Source organism: Hypericibacter adhaerens (assembly GCF_008728835.1).
In the GTDB taxonomy this organism is placed as follows: domain Bacteria; phylum Pseudomonadota; class Alphaproteobacteria; order Dongiales; family Dongiaceae; genus Hypericibacter; species Hypericibacter adhaerens.
This window is the reverse complement of the sequence record NZ_CP042582.1, coordinates 1,352,046-1,369,103: the sequence shown is the minus strand read 5'-3', so window position 1 is coordinate 1,369,103 and position 17,058 is coordinate 1,352,046. Positions and strand designations below refer to the sequence as shown.

Here is a 17,058-nt window from a genome sequence, read left to right as displayed (position 1 = left end):
GGACGCTGGCCGCCGCCCGAGGGGCCACGCCCCCATGGGCCCTGGCCGCCGCCCCAAGGACCGCCGCCTCCTTGATTCTGCCACGGCATTCGAAGCTTTCCCTGTGTAGTGGATCGATTATTTTGCGCCGGCTTTCCCGGGACGGTCCGACGCCTTATATGACAGCCGGTTGCCTCGGGCAACCGGCCCACCCCCGCCTCCGGCCATATTGTGATCCTCGTGGAGCTCTTCAAGCATGTCCGCCCTTAACCAAGCCACCATTCTCGATGCTTTGCGGCAGATTCCGGGGCCTGACGGGCGCGGCGACATCGTGGCGCTCGGCATGATTTCGGGCGTGGTGATCAAGGAGGGGAATGTCGGCTTCGCCATCGAGATCGACCCCAGGCGCGCGGCCCAGCTCGAGCCGCTGCGCAAGGCGGCGGAACAGGCGGTGCATCGGCTGCCGGGCGTGCTCTCTGTGACTGCAGTCCTGACCGCCCATCGCGGCGGGCCGGCGGGCGCCACCACGGTCGCAGCCTCCTCGGGGCAGGCGCAGGGGGGTCACGCACAGGCGGCCCACGCCCATGGGGGCCACGCGCAGGCGGGCCCGGCGGGGCAAAAGGCCGCAGTCGCCGGCGTGCGCCATATCGTGGCGGTCGCCAGCGGCAAGGGCGGCGTCGGCAAATCCACCACGGCAGTCAACCTGGCGCTGGCGCTGAAGGCGATCGGCCTCCGGGTCGGGCTGCTCGATGCCGACATCTACGGGCCTTCGCAGCCGCGCATGATGGGGATTTCCGGCAAGCCCACCTCGCCCGACGGCAAGCGGCTCAACCCGCTCGAGAACTACGGCGTCAAGGTGATGTCGATCGGCTTCATGGTGCCCGAAGAGACGCCGATGATCTGGCGCGGGCCGATGGTGATGAGCGCCATCAACCAGATGCTGCGCGATGTCGAATGGGGCGAGCTCGACGTGCTGGTGGCGGACCTCCCGCCCGGCACCGGCGACGCGCAGCTCACCATGGCGCAGCAGGTGCCGCTCTCGGGCGCCGTCATCGTCTCGACGCCGCAGGACATCGCGCTCCTCGACGCGCGCAAGGGCCTCAACATGTTCCGCAAGGTCGAGGTGCCGGTGCTCGGCATCATCGAGAACATGAGCTATTTCCTCTGCCCGCACTGCGGCGAGCGCAGCGACGTCTTCAGCCATGGCGGCGCCCGGCGCGAGGCCGAGAAGCTGGGGGTGGAGTTCCTGGGCGAGCTGCCGCTCGACATGGCGATCCGCGAGACCTCGGACGGCGGTCATCCGATCGTCGTCTCCCAGCCCGAAAGCCCCCATGCGAAGACTTTTCGCGCGATCGCGGAACGGGTCTGGGCGAAGCTCGCGGGCGCACAACGCACGGCGCCGCGGATTGTGCTGCAGTAGGGGAACGGAGCGGCAATCGCCGCCGGGACCGCCTCGGCGCAAAGCGCGTGACAAACGCGCGGTGCCGGGGTAAACAATCCACGCGATGACGCACGTAACTTACAGCTTTGCCCGATTTTCCTATTGGCCGCAGATGAAGGCGGGAATAGGAATGCGCGCGCATTAGCAACGTTACAGCCTCGCATTTCCGAAAGCCGCCAGTCATGCTGGCGGCTTTTTTCATGCGCCAGCATGGCAGAAACAGGAGCCATGCCCGTGCAAGCCAAAATCGACGACCTCCGAATCCGAACGATCGAACCTCTGCCGCCGCCGCGACAGCTCATCGACGAGGTGGGCCGGACGGAACCGGCGGAAAGCACCGTTGCCGGAACACGGGATCGACTCCATCGAATCCTCGGTGGCGAAGACGACCGCCTTATCGTCGTCATCGGTCCCTGCTCCATCCATGATCCCGCCGCAGCGCTTGATTATGCCCGGCGTCTTGGCGCCGAGCGCGAGCGCCTCCAGGACGATCTCGAGATCGTCATGCGCGTCTATTTCGAGAAGCCTCGAACGACCGTGGGCTGGAAGGGCCTGATCAACGATCCCGCCTTGGACGGCAGCTTCCAGATCGATCGGGGCTTGCGCACCGCGCGCGAGCTGCTGCTGCGGATCAACGAGCAAGGCGTTCCGGCGGGATGCGAATTCCTGGACGTCATGACGCCGCAATATATCGTCGACCTCGTCAGCTGGGGCGCCATCGGCGCCCGCACCACGGAAAGCCAGATCCATCGGCAGATGGCCTCGGGTCTGTCCTGCCCGATCGGCTTCAAGAACGGCACGAACGGCGATATCCGGATCGCGATCGACGCCGTCCAGGCGGCCTCCCATCCCCATCATTTTCTGGCGCTCGACAAGGAAGGGCGGGCGGCGATCGCGGCCACCACGGGGAACCAGGACGGGCATATCATCCTGCGCGGCGGCTCCGTTCCGAATTACGACGCGGCGAGCGTCGCGGACGCGGCGCAGGCCTGCCTGCGGGCGGGGATCGCGCCCCGCCTTCTGATCGACGCCAGTCACGGCAACAGCGGCAAGCGGCCCGAAAATCAGCCGCTGGTCGTGGCCGCGATTGCCGACCAGGTCGCGACCGGCAACGGGCATATCCTTGGCGTCATGATCGAGAGCCATCTGCAGGGTGGCCGGCAGGAGTTTGTGCCGGGCGGCACCCATGCTTATGGCGTCAGCATCACCGACGGCTGCCTGGCCTGGACCGAATCGGTTGCCGTTCTCGATCGTCTGGCGCAGGCGGCGCGCGCCCGCCGCTCGCGCAAGCGGCGGGGAGCAGGCCGTGAATGTCAGTTGGTTTCTGAAGTCGGGAACGGATGACCGCCGTCATCGCCGAACAGGGAAGGCGCAAAGCCCCGTACGTCGCTCAATACAAATTCTTCCGATAATCCTCCTCGACCTCGCACTCGTAGCTCGTCACGAGCGCGTCGTCGAGCTGGGGCGGCTGAGCGCGGTTCTCGGCTTCGGCGATCTGCTCCATGATCATGCGCACGAGGCTGGGCATGGTCTTGCGATCGACCTGCGCCGCCGGGTCCCACAGGCGCGAGCGCTTGAAGGCCTTGGCGCAGTGGAGGAAGGCCTCCTCCACCGCGACCTTGATCGCCACCCTAGGCTCGCGGTTATTGACGGCCATGGTCCGCAGCAGCGCCGGATCGCGCGTCAGCACCGCCTTGCCATTGACCCGGAGCGTGTCCTCGAAACCGGGGATCAGGAAGATCATCCCCACCTGCGGGTTGCCGACGATGTTGGTCAGGCTGTCGAGCCGGTTGTTGCCGGGGCGGTCGGGGATGGCGAGCGTGCGGTCGTCGAGGATCTGCACGAAGCCCGGCTGGTCGCCGCGCGGCGAGACATCGGCCCTGCCGTCGGCGCCGAAGGTGCCGAGGCAGAGGAAGGGTGCCAGCCCGATGAAGGTCCGGCAGTGCTTGTCCAGGAACGGAATCGATTTGCGCGCGGCCCCGCCATCGACCTCGCCGAAGAGCGCGCGCAAGGCCGCCTCGTCGCGGATGATCCAGTCGCCCTCGTCCCGAATCCCGCGGGAATCGTCCGACATGAGCAGGTCTCCTTTTCTCTGTCTTCTCTGTCGCGACGTCGGAACGATAAACCGCGTCTCGCGGGGTTGGCCGGCCGTCAGCCGTCCTTGCGGGCCAGCACGGCCTGAAGCTCGGCCCATTCGCGCTTGCCGAGCCCGCTATTCTCCGCCGTCACGGCCTCGCCCGCCAGCATCCGTTTGACCGCCGCCATGGCGGCCGCCGACAGGGTCACGGCATGGAGCCGGTGCTGCAGGAAGGCCTCGTGCGTGATCGGGACCCATTTCGCCACCACGTCGAGCATGCGTTCCGCATAGACGCGGATCTCGTACTGCGCATGGGGGTCGGCCCGCAGCGAGAGGAAATGCAGCAGGTTGTGCAGATCCGTCTTCCAGTACCACTGGGTATAGAAGTTGAGCGAGAGGTTCATGCGCGCGAGCTCGCGCGCCAGGCCCTGGCGGCTCTCGTCGGGGCGGCTGCCATCCTCGCGCTCGTTCAGCATCTCCTCGTAATGCGCATAGGCCTGGGCCGCGTCCTCGCGCAGCAGGGTCAGCACGCGCTGCGCCTCCGCCCCCTCCAGCACGTCGCCCCGCCCCTGCCGGTTGGCGAGCGACTGCGCGGCGAGCTGCGCGGGCGCGGGGATATAGAACTCGTTGTCGAGCACCGAGTAGCGCGCCGAATACTCGTTCACGTTGGCGGTGCGGTGCCGGATCCACTGTCGCGCGACGAAGATCGGCAATTTGACGTGGAATTTGATCTCGCACATCTCGAACGGCGTCGAGTGGCGGTGGCGCAGCAGATAATGGATCAGGCCGCGATCCTCGCTGACCTTCTTGGTGCCCCGCCCGTAGGAGACGCGTGCCGCCTGCACCACGGCATTGTCGTCGCCCATATAGTCGATGACGCGCACGAAGCCACGGTCGAGCACCGGCAACGCCTGATAGAGGATCTCCTCGAGGGCGGGCACGGTCGGGCGCCGCGTGGCGGCGCTGACGCCGCGCTGGGCGTCGATCTCGGCTTGCTGCTGGGGGGTAAGCGCCATGGGATCGGCGGGGTCCTTCACATTCAAAGCTCTTCGGCCCGCAATCTAACGGCTCGCCGCAGCCCCGACCAGAAGCACGAAAAGCGCTGCAAATCGAGAGGTTTGCAGGCCCGCAACCAACCCTTCCGATTCGCGGTGCGGGCCCCTATATTGGGGATGTCGGGAAACCGACTATGGCGATAAACGCGTTATGGAATAAGCGTTGCGGACCCGGGGGCGGTACCCGGCGCCTCCACCAGCTTGCCACTCCCGGAACCTTCAGGCGCTTCGCCCGGTTCCGAGATGGCCCCACGGGGGCGAAATAGGATCGACGCGCGTGGTAAAGGTAACGTTTTTGCCCGGCATGGTTCCGCCGTTATCGGGCCAACACAGAAGTGCCAACGACAACAATCGTCTGGCTCTCGCTGCCTAATAGGTAAGCGCGGTCCGGGGGGCACCGGGCAACAGAAGCCCCCCACTTGAGTTTCGAGAAGCGCTGCCGGCATGGTGCCAAAAGAAGCAGCGAATGGATGGATTGCGGATGAGGGGGACGACGGCGACCATGGCCGATGATTTCTTGCGGTATGAGGAAATGGTCGAGATGGCGCTGCGCGATGTCGTGCGCCGCTCGCTGGCGCTGGTGGCCGAACGCGGGCTGCCTGGGGCCCACCATTTCTACATCACCTTCCGCACCGACCGGCCCGACGTCCTGATCCCCACGCGGCTGCGCCAGCAATACCCGAAAGAGATGACAATCGTGGTCCAGCACCAGTTCTGGGGGCTGGAGGTCGATCGCGACACGCTGCGCATCACGCTCTCCTTCAACAACCAGCAGGAGCGGCTGGTGATCCCCTTCACCGCGCTGACGGCCTTTGCCGATCCTTCCTGCAAGTTCGGCCTGCAGTTCGAAGCGCGCTCCGGCGCCGCGAGCGAGCTTCCGGCCGAGCGCAACCTGCCGGCACCGGCCCGCGCCGGGGTTCCGGCCGCCGCCCCGGCTCCGGCAGCACCCGCCGACGCCAAGGGCGCCGAAGTGGTCACGCTCGACGCCTTCCGCAAGAAATAAGCGGCGGCAGCGCCCCGCTTGTCCGCCGCCGACGCGTCCACCGCATCCTCGCCCCACACCCCCGCCATCTGCGTCATCGTCGTCGCCTACAATGCCGGGCGCCATCTCGCGGCCTGCATCGCGTCCCTGCAGCGGCAGCGCTGGACCGATTTCGAGGCGATCATCGTCGATAACGGCTCGGCCGACGGATCGATCGAGGCGCTGGGCCCGCTGCCGGTCCCCTTCCGGCTTCTCCCCCTGGGCGCCAATCTGGGATTCGCCGCCGCCAACAACCGCGGCGCCGCCGCCAGCCGCTCTCCCTGGATCGCGCTGCTCAATCCCGATGCGGTCGCGGCCCCCGACTGGCTCGAGCGGCTCATGGCGGCCGCCCGCCGCCATCCCGAGTTCGTCATGTTCGGCTCGACCCAGATCCAGCTCGCCGACGAGACGCGCTGGGACGGGCTGGGCGATGTCTATCACGCGAGCGGGATCCCCTGGCGCGGCGGCTTCGGCCAGCGCGTGACCGGTGCGGCACCCGAGGGCGAGGTGTTCGGGCCCTGCGCCGCCGCGGCCCTCTATCGCCGCGACGCTTTCGAGGCCGCCGGCGGCTTCGACGAGCGCTTCTTCTGCTATGTCGAGGATGTCGATCTCGCCTTCCGCCTGAGGCTCCAGGGCCATCGCGCGCTGCAGGTGGGATCGGCCGTGGTGCGCCATGCGGGCTCCGCGACCACGGGGCGCAGCAGCGACTTCACGCTGTTCCATGGCTGGCGCAACCGGAGCTGGGCGTTCGTGAAGAACATGCCGGGGCCGCTGTTCTGGCCCCTGCTGCCGCTGCACGTCGCCACCCTCGCCGGCATGCTCCTGCTCGCCTTGCTTCCGGGAAGCCGCAACCGCGCATCATCCTGCTGGCGCGGATTGAGAGCCGCCGTCGCCGGGCTCGGCCCGATCTGGCGCAGCCGGCGCGAGATCCAGCGCCGACGGCGAAGCCCGGTCGCCCGCATCGCCGGCGCCATGAGCTGGTCGCCGCTGGCGCTCCTCACCCGGCGGGCGATGCTGCGGCCGCTGCGGCCGTCCGGTTCGGGGCAGGACGGCCAGGCATGAGCGCGGTGCCGGTCAGCGCCATTCTCGTCACCTACCATTCGGGACCGGTCCTCTGGCGCGCGCTGGATGCGCTTCGCGCGCAAACCGGCCTCGGCGAGATCCTGGTCGCCGACAACGGCAATCCGGCCGCGGTCCGCGGCGAGCTGGAGCGGCGCGCAGCAGCCGGCCAGATCCGGCTCCTCCGCAACGACCGCAATCTGGGCTTCGCCGCCGCCTGCAACCGCGCCGCCGCCCAGGCGCAAGGCGAGCGGCTGCTGTTCCTCAACCCCGATGCGATCCTCCCGCCCGAGGGCCTGCCGAGGATGTTCGCCGCCATGGCCAGCAAGCCCCGCCCCTGGCTCGCCGGCGCCCGGCTCGTCGGCGCCGACGGGATCGAGCGGCGCGGCGGCCGGCGCGGCGAGCTGACGCCGGCCACGGCGCTCGGCGATGCGCTGGGCTTCGGCAGCTTCAACCGCCATCGCGAGCCGCTGCCCACGGGCCCGGTGCCGATGCCGACGGTCAGCGGCGCCTGCCTCCTCATTCCGGCCGCGGATTTCCGCGCGCTGGGCGGTTTCGACGAGGGCTATTTCCTGCATGTCGAGGATATCGATCTCTGCCGGCGCCTGCGTGGCCGCGGCGGCACGGTCTGGTTCCTGCCGGATATCTCGGTCGAGCATGAGGGCGGCTCCTCCGACGCGCCGCCGCTCGCCGTGGAGCGGTATAAGCTCGCCGCCTTCCGCCACTATTTCCGCCGCTATTATGGGGGGAGGCCCGATGCGCTGATGGTGATGGCGCTCATCGCCCTGCGGTTCGGACTGCGGGCGCCGTTCCTGCGGCGCGTCGGTCGCCAGCGGCCGGAGGAGACCGGGTCATGAGCAGCGGCTACGGGACCTATCTGGAGGACGAGCTCGCGCTGCTGGGCCAGGTGAGCCTGCGCCGCATGTTCGGCGGCGAAGGCCTCTTCCTCGACGGCCGGATGATCGGGATCCTGGCCGAGGACGTGCTCTATCTGAAGGTCGATGCCCGCAACCGCCCCGATTTCGAGGCGGCGGGGTCGGAGCCCTTCACCTATGAGCGGATGGGCCTCGAGGTGGCGCTCTCCTTCTGGCGCCTGCCCGACGAGATCATCGAGGATGGCGACGCGCTGCGCGCCTGGGCCCAGCGCGCCAAGGCCGCCGCCGTCGCGGCCGGCCAGCCGAAGGCACCGAGACGGAAGGCGGCGGCGAAGAAGAAGGCTGTGAAGAGGAAGACGGCCCGGAAGCGACGCTGAAACTCTTGTCTCCTCCCCCGCCCTGCGGGGGAGGACCAAGGAGGGGGCTACTCGGTATCGGATACCGCGCAGCCCCCTTCCTAACCTTCCCCCGTTCCGGGGGAAGGGACAGAACGGGCCCCGCCCCTTCTTTCCCCTGGCCCCGATTGCCGCTAGAAGAAGCCGGCGCGAGAGGGACGGCCGAGCCCGTTCCCGCGGAAGGGGCCTTTTCAAGGAGCGACGCATGACGACCAAGACCCGCCTGGAAAGCGATTCGATGGGCAATGTGGCGGTGCCCGACGACAGGCTGTGGGGCGCCCAGACCCAGCGTTCGCTCGAGAATTTCCGCATCGGCGGGCAGCGCATGCCGATCCCCCTGGTCCATGCCTACGGGCTGCTGAAGCAGGCGGCGGCGCTCGCCAACATGAAGCTCGGCAAGCTCGACAAGAAGCTGGGCAAGGCGATCGTCGAGGCCGCGGGCGAGGTCGCGGCGGGCAAGCTCGACGATCATTTCCCGCTCGTGGTCTGGCAGACCGGTTCCGGTACCCAGACCAACATGAACGCCAACGAGGTCATCGCCAACCGCGCCAACGAGATGCTGGGCGGCAAGCGCGGCGACAAGAAGCCGATCCATCCGAACGACCAGGTCAATTACGGCCAGTCCTCGAACGACAGCTTCCCGACCGCGATGCATGTCGCGGCCGCCCGCCAGGCCCACGACGCCGTGCTGCCGGCGCTCGACCATCTGGCCAAGGCGCTCGAGGCCAAGGCGAAGGAGTTCGCCAAGATCATCAAGATCGGCCGCACCCATCTCCAGGACGCGACGCCCGTCACGCTGGGCCAGGAGTTCGGCGGCTATGCCCAGCAGATCCGCAACGGCATCGACCGGGTGAAGGCGACCTTCCCGCGGCTCCACCAGGTGGCGCAGGGCGGCACCGCCGTCGGCACCGGCCTCAACGCGGCCAAGGGCTTCGACAAGGCGTTCGTCGAGGAGCTGAAGAAGCTGACCGGCCTCCCCTTCGCCTCGGCCAAGAACAAGTTCGAGGGGCTCGCCGCGCATGACGCGCTGGTCGAGCTCTCGGGCGCCTACAACGTGCTGGCCACCTCCCTGATGAAGATCGCCAACGACATCCGGCTCCTGGGCTCGGGGCCCCGCTCCGGCATCGGCGAGATCCATCTGCCCGAGAACGAGCCCGGCTCCTCGATCATGCCGGGCAAGGTCAACCCGACCCAGGCCGAGGCCCTGACCATGGTCGCCTGCCAGGTGATGGGCAACAACGTCGCCGTCACGGTCGCCGGCAGCAACGGCCATCTCGAGCTCAACGTCTTCAAGCCGGTGATCATCCACAACGTCTTGCAGTCGGGCCAGCTCATCGCCGACGCCTGCCGCAGCTTCGCCGACAATTGCGTGATCGGCATCACCGCCAACAAGGCCCGCATCCAGCAGCAGCTCGAGCAGTCGCTGATGCTGGTGACGGCGCTCAACCCGCATATCGGCTACGACAATGCGGCCAAGGTGGCGAAGAAGGCGCATGCCGAGGGCACCAGCCTGCGCGAAGCGGCCGTGGCGCTGAAGCTGCTGACGGGCGAGCAGTTCGACAAGCTGGTGCGGCCGCAGGACATGCTGGGACCGCGCTGAGAGCCAGCCGTCCCATGGCGCCCGGCGGCGGGACCGGCAGCGGCAGGCTGCGCAAGCATTCGGTCACCATCGCCGGGCATCGCACCAGCCTCACGCTCGAGGACGCCTTCTGGCACCGGCTGCAGAAGATCGCCGCGGCCCGCGGCCTCGCGGTCGGCGCGCTGATCGAGCAGATCGACCGCGACCGCGCCGAGCGGGACGAGCCCGCCGGCAATCTCTCGAGCGCCGTGCGCGTCTTCGTGCTCGAAGCGGTCGAACCTAGGTGATGCCCTCATAGGCGAGGGTCGTCATCATGCCCGCCGCCATGTGATACATGTGATGGCAATGGAACGCCCAGCGTCCCGGATTGTCCGCATCGAAGGCGATGCCGACGCTCCGGCCCGGCGGCACCAGCACGGTGTCGCGCACCGCGCCCGCCAGCCGCTCGCCGTCGATGGCGACGACCTGGAACATATGGCCGTGCAGATGCATCGGATGCGCCATCATGGTCTGGTTGACCAGGGCGACCTCGATCCGTTCGCCGTCCCGTGCCGTTAAGGGTCCGGCGCCGCTCGAAGCGGCGAGCCCCCAGCGATAGCCCGCCATGCTGCCGGTCAGGGCCAGCGTCAGCGCCCGGTCGGCGGGGCGCGGCGTGAGGGGCGCGGCGCTGCGCAGGGTCCGTTCGAACGCCAGATCGAGCACGGGCGCTGCCACATCGCCGACCGGCGCGATCCTGGCGACCGCCGCCCCCGGCGGCTGAAGGATCACGCCCGCGCGCTGCAGGGCGCCTTCGCGCAAGGCCAGCACCGGCACCGCGCTCCCGTCTGCCGGCAGCGACAACCGGATGTCGAGCCGCTGCGCGATCGCGATCGGGAAACGCCGTCCCTTGACCGGAAGGATCGCATGGCCGTCGACCGCGATCAGCTCGCCTTCGACGGCGCCCAGATCGATCGTGAAGCCGGTCGAGGCCGCGCCATTGATGATGCGCAGGCGAACGCGCCCGCCGCGTTCGACCGCGACCAGCTCGGGATCGTCGAGAGTGCGGTCGTTGGCCAGATAGGCGTCGTGCTCGATGTCGTTGATGTCCATCGTCATGCCGCCGGACATCGTCATCGATCCCATGGCGCCGCCATCCATGCTCATGCCGGGCATCGAGCCATGGTCCATGGACGAGTGATCCATGGTCCAGGCACCGTCTCCCGACATGCTCATGCCAGGACCGCCCCTCGTACCCGCCTGGAGCCCGGCCAGGATCTCCTCGGGCGCGCGGAAGGAGAAGTCGTGCAGCAGCAGCACGACCTCCTGCTCGTCCTGCGGCGAGGCTTCCTGCACGATCAGGGGTGCCGCCAGAAGCTGCTGCTCCTGGAGACCCAGATGCGAATGCATCCAGAAGGTGCCGGACCGCGTCAGGGGGAAGCGGTAGTCCTGGGCGGCGCCGGGCGCCAGGGGATCCTGCGAGATGCCCGGCACGCCGTCCTCGCGCCAGGGCGGCGTCAGCCCATGCCAATGGACCAGGGTCGGATCGGTCAGGCCGTTCTCCAGCCGGACCGCGAAATCCTCGCCGACCCTGGCGATCAGGCCCGGCCGGCCGTCGGGCTGCTGCAGCCCGAACACGGTCGCGGACCGCCCGGCGATGTCGAGCTGGCGCGTCGTCACCCGCAGCGCGACGGGGTCGCCGGCCGCGGCGCGGGCCAGCGGCGGGGCGAACGCGGCACCGGCGGCCAGCAGGGCCGTGCCTTGCAGGAAATGGCGCCGCGACAGGGAGGCCAGGTTGCGCGCTCCGCCGCGGCCCGTCCGGTCAGAGAACCGCCGCGTCATAGCCCACCGCCTTCATCGCGGCGATCGCCGCGGCGGCGTCGATGTCGGCCGCCAGAGAGACCTCCTGGCGGTCCAGATCCACCGTGACGGCACCCTGGGGTGCCAGCTTGCGCAGCGCCGTCTCGATGGTGCGGACGCAGTGGCTGCAGCTCATCGATTCGACCTTGAATCTCAACATGACCGTCGCTCCCACGCTGTTCGATGGAACAGAGATGGGGCTTGCCCCCGTGGCAAGGTCAAGCGGCCCGGCCGGCAAAAATGCCGCACGGGCGAATGCTTCTCATTGCTGCTGTTGCTGCGTGGGCGGCTGCAGGATTCCCTGAAGGACCTTGTTGAGCGCGCTGTTCGGCTGGGCCGGCTGCCGATTGTTCTGGCTGCTGCCCCCCAGCCCGCCCGCCCCGGGTTCGCCCGTCGGTTCCTCCGTCGAGCTGTCGGGGGCCGAATTGTCGGGTTGCGCCGGCGCCGTGTCGGTCGTCGCGGGCGGGTTGGTGAGCCCGGAGGCGCCGGGCGCGGCCGTCGAATTGTCGTTCGCGGCCGGCGGTGTCGCGCTGCCGCTGTCGGGCACGGCCGTCGCCGGTGCGGTGGTGAGCCCGCCCGACCCCGGCTCAGGTGCCGTCTGGTCCGGGATCGCCGCCGGCGTGCCGGTGCCGGAACCGCCGCCCGATTGCCCGGTGCCGAGCACGCCCGGGAGGATCTGCTGCCAGATGTTGGCCGGTTTCTGCGTGCCGCTGTTGCTCGTGCCGCTGGGCAGCACCTGCTGCAGCAGGTCGCTGGCGGCGGGCGCGCTCGCATTGGTGCCCTGGAACGCCTTGAACTTGGTGTTGGGCTGGTCGAGCAGGCCGTTCAGGTTGAGCTGCAGGAAGGGCTGGTTGAGATCGGGCGCGCGGAAGATCGTCGCCAGGAAATCGAGCGTCCAGGCCGGCAGGTCGGCGGCCCCTTGCGCCAGCGCGCGCGCGTTCGAATTGGCGAGTGCCAGGTTGTCCGTGGTGACCTTGCCGTTCCGGATCAGGAAATCGCCGGTAAGGCTGTTGGGCACGCCGGTGAAGGAACGGTAGGCGGTATCCGCGATCTGGGTCAGCCCCTGGATCTGCGTGCCGACCCCGCCCAGCTTCTGCTGGGCGAGCGCGCCCAGGAGATTGAGGCCGACCGAGCCCACCTGCTGCTCGATCTTGCTCAAGACCGTGATGTCGCCATTGACGTTGCCGTTGCCGTTGAGGTTGGAGACCATCTCCGACATCGAGGCGCCCGCGGCATTGAGGTCGGTGGTGACGGAGACCGGGCCGGTGATGCGGTCGGCGAGCAGCCCCGATCCCATCAGCTCGCTGCTGCTGAGATTGGTGCCCGAGAGCCGGCCCTGGAAGGTGGGCGTGCCGTGGCCCACCAACGTGCCCGCCAGATCGACCGCGCCGCCGTAGGTATTGCCGGTGAACTTGTCGATGACGAGCGTGCCGTTCTTGAGCGTCACATGCGCATCGAGATTGTCGATCTTCGTGTCGTTCATCACGAAATGCTGCGCCTTGGCCGTCACGTCGGCATCCAGGGTGTCGAGCGCCGAGAGATCGAGCGGCGCCTTCGACCAGCGGTCCCCGGCCGGGGCGTTCTTCTTGTTGGCATCGCCACCGCCGCCTTTCGAGGCGGGCACGAAGGGCGAGATGTCGAACATCGTGCTGGTGAGGTTGGCCGTCAGCGTCGGGCGCCCGTCCGGGGGCGCCACATAATCCAATGTGCCGGCGAGATCGCTCGGGCCCATCTTGAGCGAGAGATCGGTGACCTTGGCATCCTGCGTGGTACCGGTCGCCGTGGCCGACAGGCTCAGGGGCCCGAGGCTGGCATTGCCGGGGGCCGCGTCGGGGGCGAAGGCGGCCGCGAGCTGGCGCATCTCGGGATGGTTGGCGGTCATGACCAGGTTGAAGCTGGGCGGTGCGGCCATCGCCTTGATGCCGCCTTGGAGCGTGGCGCTGCCGCCGAGCCCGCCCAGCGCCAGGTTGAGCGCCATGTCGTCGGCGCCGCCCTTGAGCGTCCCCTTGATCGACAGGGCGCCGAGCTTCGCCGCCGTCGGCCCGTCGATACCGAAGAGGGCCAGGAGCGCCGCCGGCTTATCCGCCGAGACGTCGATCTGGGTGTCGACATGCGGCGTGCCGGTCAGGCCCGAGACCGCGCCGTTGAAGCTGCCCTTGCCCGAGATACCGGCCAGCGCCAGGGCCGCGTTGTAGGTGATCTGGTCGTCGCCGCTCTTGGCCGTGCCGGAAAAATCGAGCTGGCCCAGCTTGGCGCCCGAGGCGCCCGCGAGCCCCGCCATCTCCAGGAGCGGCCCGGCATTCTTGGCCGTCAGCGCGAAATCGGTGTCGACCTTGGGGATGCCGGCGCCGAGCCCGCTCGCCGTGCCCGTGGCCTTGCCGTTGGCGCCGATGCCGGCGATGTCGAAGGCGATGTCATAAGCCACCTGCTGCCCGCCGCCCGAGAGCTTGCCGGTGAAGGCGAGCTTGCCCAGCTTCTGCGGCGGATTCTCCATGCCCGCGAACTGCAGCACGCGGGTGGCGTCGGCCACCTTGAGGTTGAACTGGCTGTCGAGCGTCGGCTGCGTCGCCAGATTGGCGACCGTGCCGGAGAGATTGCCGGACCCGCCGGCGAAATCCTTCACGCTCACATCGCGCAGCGTAAGCGTCCCGCCCTGCAGCGTGGCATCGAGATGCACGCCCTTGGCGGTCTGGTCGTTCATGGTCAGGCTGCCGACCTTGAGCTCGACATTGGCGTTGAGCCCCGCCAGCGGCTTCAGCGCATCCAGCGGCAGGCCGCCCGAGGGCGGCGCCTTGGCGGCATCGGCCGGCTGGGTCGCCGCCTGGTTGTTGTTGTCCGTCGTGGCCGGCTGCGTCGGCGCCGGTTGCGTGCCCGTCCCGCTGCCGGCCGCCTCGGGCGGCAGATAGGCGTCGAGATTGATCTTGTCGATGGCAAGACCGATGCCGAGCCCCGGCACCTTGCGCTCGCCGTTCGGCAGCGCCACCACGACGCCGCCCGCGACCCGCGAGGAATCGAAGCGCAGATCCATCTCCGCGATCTGGAGCTGGCTCGGCGTCGCCGTGACCCGCGAGGAGAGCGAGAGCTTGCGCAAACGGTCGGGCGGCATGGCGGGCATCGCCACCTTCAGCCATTCGAGCAGGCTGCGCAGATTGTCGGAATGGAGCTCGAGCGTGCCGGCGAAGCTGGGCACCCCCTCGACCGCGGCGAGCTTGCCGGCGAGCGCCACATCCGAGCCGCCCGGCAGGCTGGCATTGAAGCGCGTCAAGGACATCTCGCCATTGGCGACCTGGGCCACCATCCGCACCTTGTTGACGACGCCGCTGTTGTAGCTGATCGCCTCGATGCCGAGATCGATATCGGCCTGGATGTTCTGCGGGATGGCGAAGCTGGGGCCCCGCGTCTGCGGCACGGGTGCCGCCGCCTGCTGGGCCTGGCCCTGATCGGCCGGCGCGGCAGGCGCCGCCGAGGCCATCAGCTTGTCCAGATCGAGCCCCGGCAGCGACAAGGTGAGCTTGGCCTTGATCAGTTCGCCCAGCTCGGCCGTCGCTTCGCCCGTCGCCTGCTGATCGCCCAGCGCCAGAGTCAGGTTCTTGGCGCTGCCGCCTTGCGCGCCGGCGTCGATATCGGCCGACAGGGCGAATTTCTGCTTCATCAGCGCGTTCGATCCGCTGTCGGGCGAGACCGTCTTCAGGAGCGCGCTCAGATCGTTGCCGCCGGCCGAGAGCTTGCCGGTCAGGTGGGGTCCCGTCTCCGAGGCGGTCGTCACCATGCCGGCGAACTCGAGCGTGGATTCCGGATCGCCCAGCCCCAGCTTCAGCCGCACCGTGGCGGGCTGCCCGGCATTGAGGGCGCCGGCATTCGCCTCGAAGCGCGCCTTGATCCCCTGATAGGTGGCGGTGCCGGTCGCATCGAAGGGACCTGAGAGGGAGCCCACATGGATCTCGGAATCGAGCGCCTCGAGCTTCTGCTCGGAGCCCGCCGCGGCATCGCGATAGATGAAGGTGCCGTTCTCGATCCGCACGCTGTCGAAGGAGAGCGCGAGCCCGCCCGTGCCGGAGCTGCCCTCGTGCGCGGCCTCGCTCGGCGCCGGGGCCGCCTGGCCGGCGGGCGCGATCTCCCAGTTCCCATGCCCGTCGGGCAGCTTCTCGAGGAGAACCGTCGGCTTCACCAGCGTCAGGCTGGTGACCTGGATCTTGCCGCTCAGGAGCGGCATCAGCGCGACGCGGACATCGAGGGATTCGAGCGTCGCCATGTCGGGGGCGCTGCCGCCTTCGGCATTGGCGAAGCGCACCCCCTCGACCGACAGCTTCGGCGCCGGCAGCAGCGCCAGCGAGATGTCGCCGTCGATGCTGAGATCGCGCCCCGTCGCCTTGCGCGCCTCGGATTCAATCTGCGCCTTGTACCCGTTCCAGTCGATGAAGCTCGGCACCACCAGGACGGCGGCGACCGCCAGCACCAGGAGGGCACCGACTGCGATCAGGATTTTCTTCGTCATTTCGACTCTCGTGCGGGGTGGGAGTGTCGGGGGCGGGCGCTCCCCTTCCGGGCGAGGTGGCTTTGCGCTAGGCTTGCCTCATGATTCCGATGGTCCGGGCTGCCGGGGGGACAGCTTCCGGTAGCCGTGACACCAGGGCAAAGGCGGCCATGGGCGACGTCGTCAATCTAAACAAATTTCGCAAGGCGCGACAGAGCCGCGAAGAGAAGCGCGCCGCCGCGGCAAATCGAGGCAAATACGGCCGATCCAAGGCGGAACTCTTGGAGATGAAGGCCGAGCGCGACCGGACCGGCCGCGACCTCGAGGGCAAGCGCCTCGAAGGCGGCAGCCCGGCGGCGACGAGCGGCGCCGAGGACGGGGACAAGACGCCAGATTGAGGATCAGGAGGCCGGGGCGATGGGCCGGCGGTGCCGGCCATCGCGGCGCAGGCTCACCGCCCCTTCCAGACCGGATCGCGTTTCTCGGCGAAGGCCCGCATGCCTTCCTTCATGTCCTCCGAACGCCAGAGCCGCTCGTAATAGTCGAGCCCGCTATGGCCGGCTTTGGTCTTCTTCATCGCCGCCGGCAGCCCCATCCCGTCGATCGCCAGCAGCACCTCCTTGATCGATTGCAGCGCGAGCGGCGCGCCCTTCGCGATCTCGGCGGCCTTGGCGCGCGCCTCCTCCATCAGGGCCGCCTGGGGCACGACCTTGTGCACCAGCCCCCAGCGCAGGGCCTCGTCCGGCTCCATGCGCCGCCCGGTCAGCAGCAGCTCCTTCGCGACATTGTAGGGGATGAGCCGCGGCAGGCGCTGGATGGCGCCGCCGTCGGGAATGATGCCGCGCTGCATCTCGGGCAACGAGAAGAACGCCGTCTCCGCCATGATGATGACGTCGCAGGCGATGGCGATCTCGAAGCCGCCGCCCACGGCCGCGCCATTGACGGCCGCCACCATCGGCTTGGTCAGGCGCCAATATTCCGTGATGCCGGCGAAGCCCCCGGGCCCGCTGCCCTGCTCGGGGTCGGAATCGGCGGCCGGATCGTAGCTGACCGCCTCCTCCTTCAGGTCCCAGCCGGCGCAGAAGACGCGATCCCCGGCCGCCGTGATGATGCCCACGCTCAAGGCGGGGTCGTCCTGGAGCTGCTTCGCCGCCCGGTAGATCGCGCGGCTCATGGCGCGGTTGATGGCGTTGGCCTTCGGCCGGTTCAGCGTGATCTCCAGCACCGCGCCGTTGCGCCGTGTCAGAACGATATCGTCCGTCATGCT

At 68.8% G+C, this 17,058-nt stretch carries 15 protein-coding genes and 1 other RNA gene; 10 read left to right on the top strand and 6 right to left on the bottom strand.

The genetic code is table 11. The features are described 5' to 3' along the window. Positions 1-235 precede the first annotated feature (235 nt). Together apbC and FRZ61_RS06020 are read left to right on the top strand one after the other, a co-directional pair. Positions 236-1,399 (top strand): iron-sulfur cluster carrier protein ApbC, encoded by a 1,164-nt coding sequence (apbC, locus tag FRZ61_RS06025; RefSeq protein WP_151115716.1) that lies wholly within the window; start codon positions 236-238, stop codon positions 1,397-1,399. 123 nt (positions 1,400-1,522) lie between these two features. Beyond that, positions 1,523-2,764: a 3-deoxy-7-phosphoheptulonate synthase gene (locus FRZ61_RS06020; RefSeq protein WP_318526362.1), complete on the top strand. Its 1,242-nt coding sequence runs from the start codon at positions 1,523-1,525 to the stop codon at positions 2,762-2,764. Between the two features lie 46 nt (positions 2,765-2,810). On the opposite strand, the gene FRZ61_RS06015 is transcribed toward FRZ61_RS06020, so the two are convergent. Continuing rightward, positions 2,811-3,494 (bottom strand): pyridoxamine 5'-phosphate oxidase family protein, encoded by a 684-nt coding sequence (locus FRZ61_RS06015; protein WP_151115715.1) that lies wholly within the window; start codon positions 3,492-3,494, stop codon positions 2,811-2,813. Positions 3,495-3,571: 77 nt separating this feature from the next. Next, on the bottom strand, positions 3,572-4,513 hold the full coding sequence (thyX, locus tag FRZ61_RS06010; protein WP_151115713.1) for an FAD-dependent thymidylate synthase: 942 nt from the start codon (positions 4,511-4,513) through the stop codon (positions 3,572-3,574). Between the two features lie 119 nt (positions 4,514-4,632). Between thyX and ssrA the strand changes: the two genes are divergently transcribed. The 7 genes from ssrA to FRZ61_RS05975 all read left to right on the top strand — a co-directional run bounded on the left by ssrA (position 4,633) and on the right by FRZ61_RS05975 (position 9,768). Then, positions 4,633-4,972: a transfer-messenger RNA gene (gene ssrA / locus FRZ61_RS06005) on the top strand. A gap of 82 nt (positions 4,973-5,054) precedes the next feature. Then, a complete protein-coding gene (locus FRZ61_RS06000; protein ID WP_151115711.1) occupies positions 5,055-5,555 on the top strand; it encodes an SspB family protein in 501 nt (166 codons plus the stop codon). Positions 5,556-5,573: 18 nt separating this feature from the next. Then, the gene (locus FRZ61_RS05995) at positions 5,574-6,635 is read left to right on the top strand and encodes a glycosyltransferase family 2 protein (RefSeq protein ID WP_151115709.1); all 1,062 of its coding nucleotides are present in this window, start codon (positions 5,574-5,576) and stop codon (positions 6,633-6,635) included. Continuing rightward, positions 6,632-7,489, top strand: coding sequence for a glycosyltransferase family 2 protein (locus FRZ61_RS05990; RefSeq protein ID WP_151115707.1), 858 nt, complete (start codon positions 6,632-6,634; stop codon positions 7,487-7,489). The genes FRZ61_RS05995 and FRZ61_RS05990 overlap by 4 nt, the downstream gene beginning before the upstream one ends. Next, positions 7,486-7,884: a TfoX/Sxy family protein gene (locus tag FRZ61_RS05985; protein WP_151115705.1), complete on the top strand. Its 399-nt coding sequence runs from the start codon at positions 7,486-7,488 to the stop codon at positions 7,882-7,884. The genes FRZ61_RS05990 and FRZ61_RS05985 overlap by 4 nt, the downstream gene beginning before the upstream one ends. 223 nt (positions 7,885-8,107) lie before the next feature. Continuing rightward, complete coding sequence (gene fumC, locus FRZ61_RS05980; RefSeq protein ID WP_151115703.1) at positions 8,108-9,502, top strand: class II fumarate hydratase; 1,395 nt, start codon at positions 8,108-8,110, stop codon at positions 9,500-9,502. A gap of 14 nt (positions 9,503-9,516) precedes the next feature. Beyond that, the gene (locus FRZ61_RS05975; RefSeq protein ID WP_151115701.1) at positions 9,517-9,768 is read left to right on the top strand and encodes a ribbon-helix-helix domain-containing protein; all 252 of its coding nucleotides are present in this window, start codon (positions 9,517-9,519) and stop codon (positions 9,766-9,768) included. Here FRZ61_RS05975 and FRZ61_RS05970 read toward each other — a convergent pair. From FRZ61_RS05970 to FRZ61_RS05960, 3 genes are all read right to left on the bottom strand, one after another. Continuing rightward, positions 9,761-11,299 carry a multicopper oxidase family protein gene (locus tag FRZ61_RS05970; protein ID WP_225309144.1) on the bottom strand — a complete coding sequence of 513 codons (1,539 nt, stop codon included), beginning with the start codon at positions 11,297-11,299 and terminating at the stop codon, positions 9,761-9,763. The genes FRZ61_RS05975 and FRZ61_RS05970 overlap by 8 nt on opposite strands. After that, on the bottom strand, positions 11,280-11,477 hold the full coding sequence (locus tag FRZ61_RS05965) for a heavy-metal-associated domain-containing protein (RefSeq protein WP_151115699.1): 198 nt from the start codon (positions 11,475-11,477) through the stop codon (positions 11,280-11,282). Before FRZ61_RS05965 ends, FRZ61_RS05970 begins: the two co-directional genes overlap by 20 nt. A 102-nt stretch (positions 11,478-11,579) precedes the next feature. Beyond that, entirely contained in the window at positions 11,580-15,812 is a 4,233-nt protein-coding gene (locus FRZ61_RS05960; protein WP_151115697.1) for an AsmA family protein, read from the bottom strand. A gap of 149 nt (positions 15,813-15,961) precedes the next feature. Between FRZ61_RS05960 and FRZ61_RS05955 the strand changes: the two genes are divergently transcribed. Further along, complete coding sequence (locus FRZ61_RS05955; RefSeq protein WP_151115695.1) at positions 15,962-16,189, top strand: DUF4169 family protein; 228 nt, start codon at positions 15,962-15,964, stop codon at positions 16,187-16,189. A 53-nt stretch (positions 16,190-16,242) separates the two neighbouring features. Here FRZ61_RS05955 and FRZ61_RS05950 read toward each other — a convergent pair whose 3' ends face one another. After that, entirely contained in the window at positions 16,243-17,055 is an 813-nt protein-coding gene (locus tag FRZ61_RS05950) for an enoyl-CoA hydratase-related protein (RefSeq protein WP_151115694.1), read from the bottom strand. Between the last annotated feature and the right edge of the window lie 3 nt (positions 17,056-17,058).

Bases quoted from the DNA above. Each gene is read 5' to 3' on its own strand.
- FRZ61_RS05960 (WP_151115697.1), bottom strand. From the start codon at position 15,812: ATGACGAAGAAAATCCTGATCGCAGTCGGTGCCCTCCTGGTGCTGGCG.
- FRZ61_RS05970 (WP_225309144.1), bottom strand. From the start codon at position 11,299: ATGACGCGGCGGTTCTCTGACCGGACGGGCCGCGGCGGAGCGCGCAAC.
- FRZ61_RS05975 (WP_151115701.1), top strand. From the start codon at position 9,517: ATGGCGCCCGGCGGCGGGACCGGCAGCGGCAGGCTGCGCAAGCATTCG.
- FRZ61_RS06000 (WP_151115711.1), top strand. From the start codon at position 5,055: ATGGCCGATGATTTCTTGCGGTATGAGGAAATGGTCGAGATGGCGCTG.
- FRZ61_RS05950 (WP_151115694.1), bottom strand. From the start codon at position 17,055: ATGACGGACGATATCGTTCTGACACGGCGCAACGGCGCGGTGCTGGAG.
- fumC (WP_151115703.1), top strand. From the start codon at position 8,108: ATGACGACCAAGACCCGCCTGGAAAGCGATTCGATGGGCAATGTGGCG.
- apbC (WP_151115716.1), top strand. From the start codon at position 236: ATGTCCGCCCTTAACCAAGCCACCATTCTCGATGCTTTGCGGCAGATT.
- thyX (WP_151115713.1), bottom strand. From the start codon at position 4,513: ATGGCGCTTACCCCCCAGCAGCAAGCCGAGATCGACGCCCAGCGCGGC.
- FRZ61_RS05985 (WP_151115705.1), top strand. From the start codon at position 7,486: ATGAGCAGCGGCTACGGGACCTATCTGGAGGACGAGCTCGCGCTGCTG.
- FRZ61_RS05990 (WP_151115707.1), top strand. From the start codon at position 6,632: ATGAGCGCGGTGCCGGTCAGCGCCATTCTCGTCACCTACCATTCGGGA.
- FRZ61_RS05955 (WP_151115695.1), top strand. From the start codon at position 15,962: ATGGGCGACGTCGTCAATCTAAACAAATTTCGCAAGGCGCGACAGAGC.
- FRZ61_RS05965 (WP_151115699.1), bottom strand. From the start codon at position 11,477: ATGTTGAGATTCAAGGTCGAATCGATGAGCTGCAGCCACTGCGTCCGC.
- FRZ61_RS06015 (WP_151115715.1), bottom strand. From the start codon at position 3,494: ATGTCGGACGATTCCCGCGGGATTCGGGACGAGGGCGACTGGATCATC.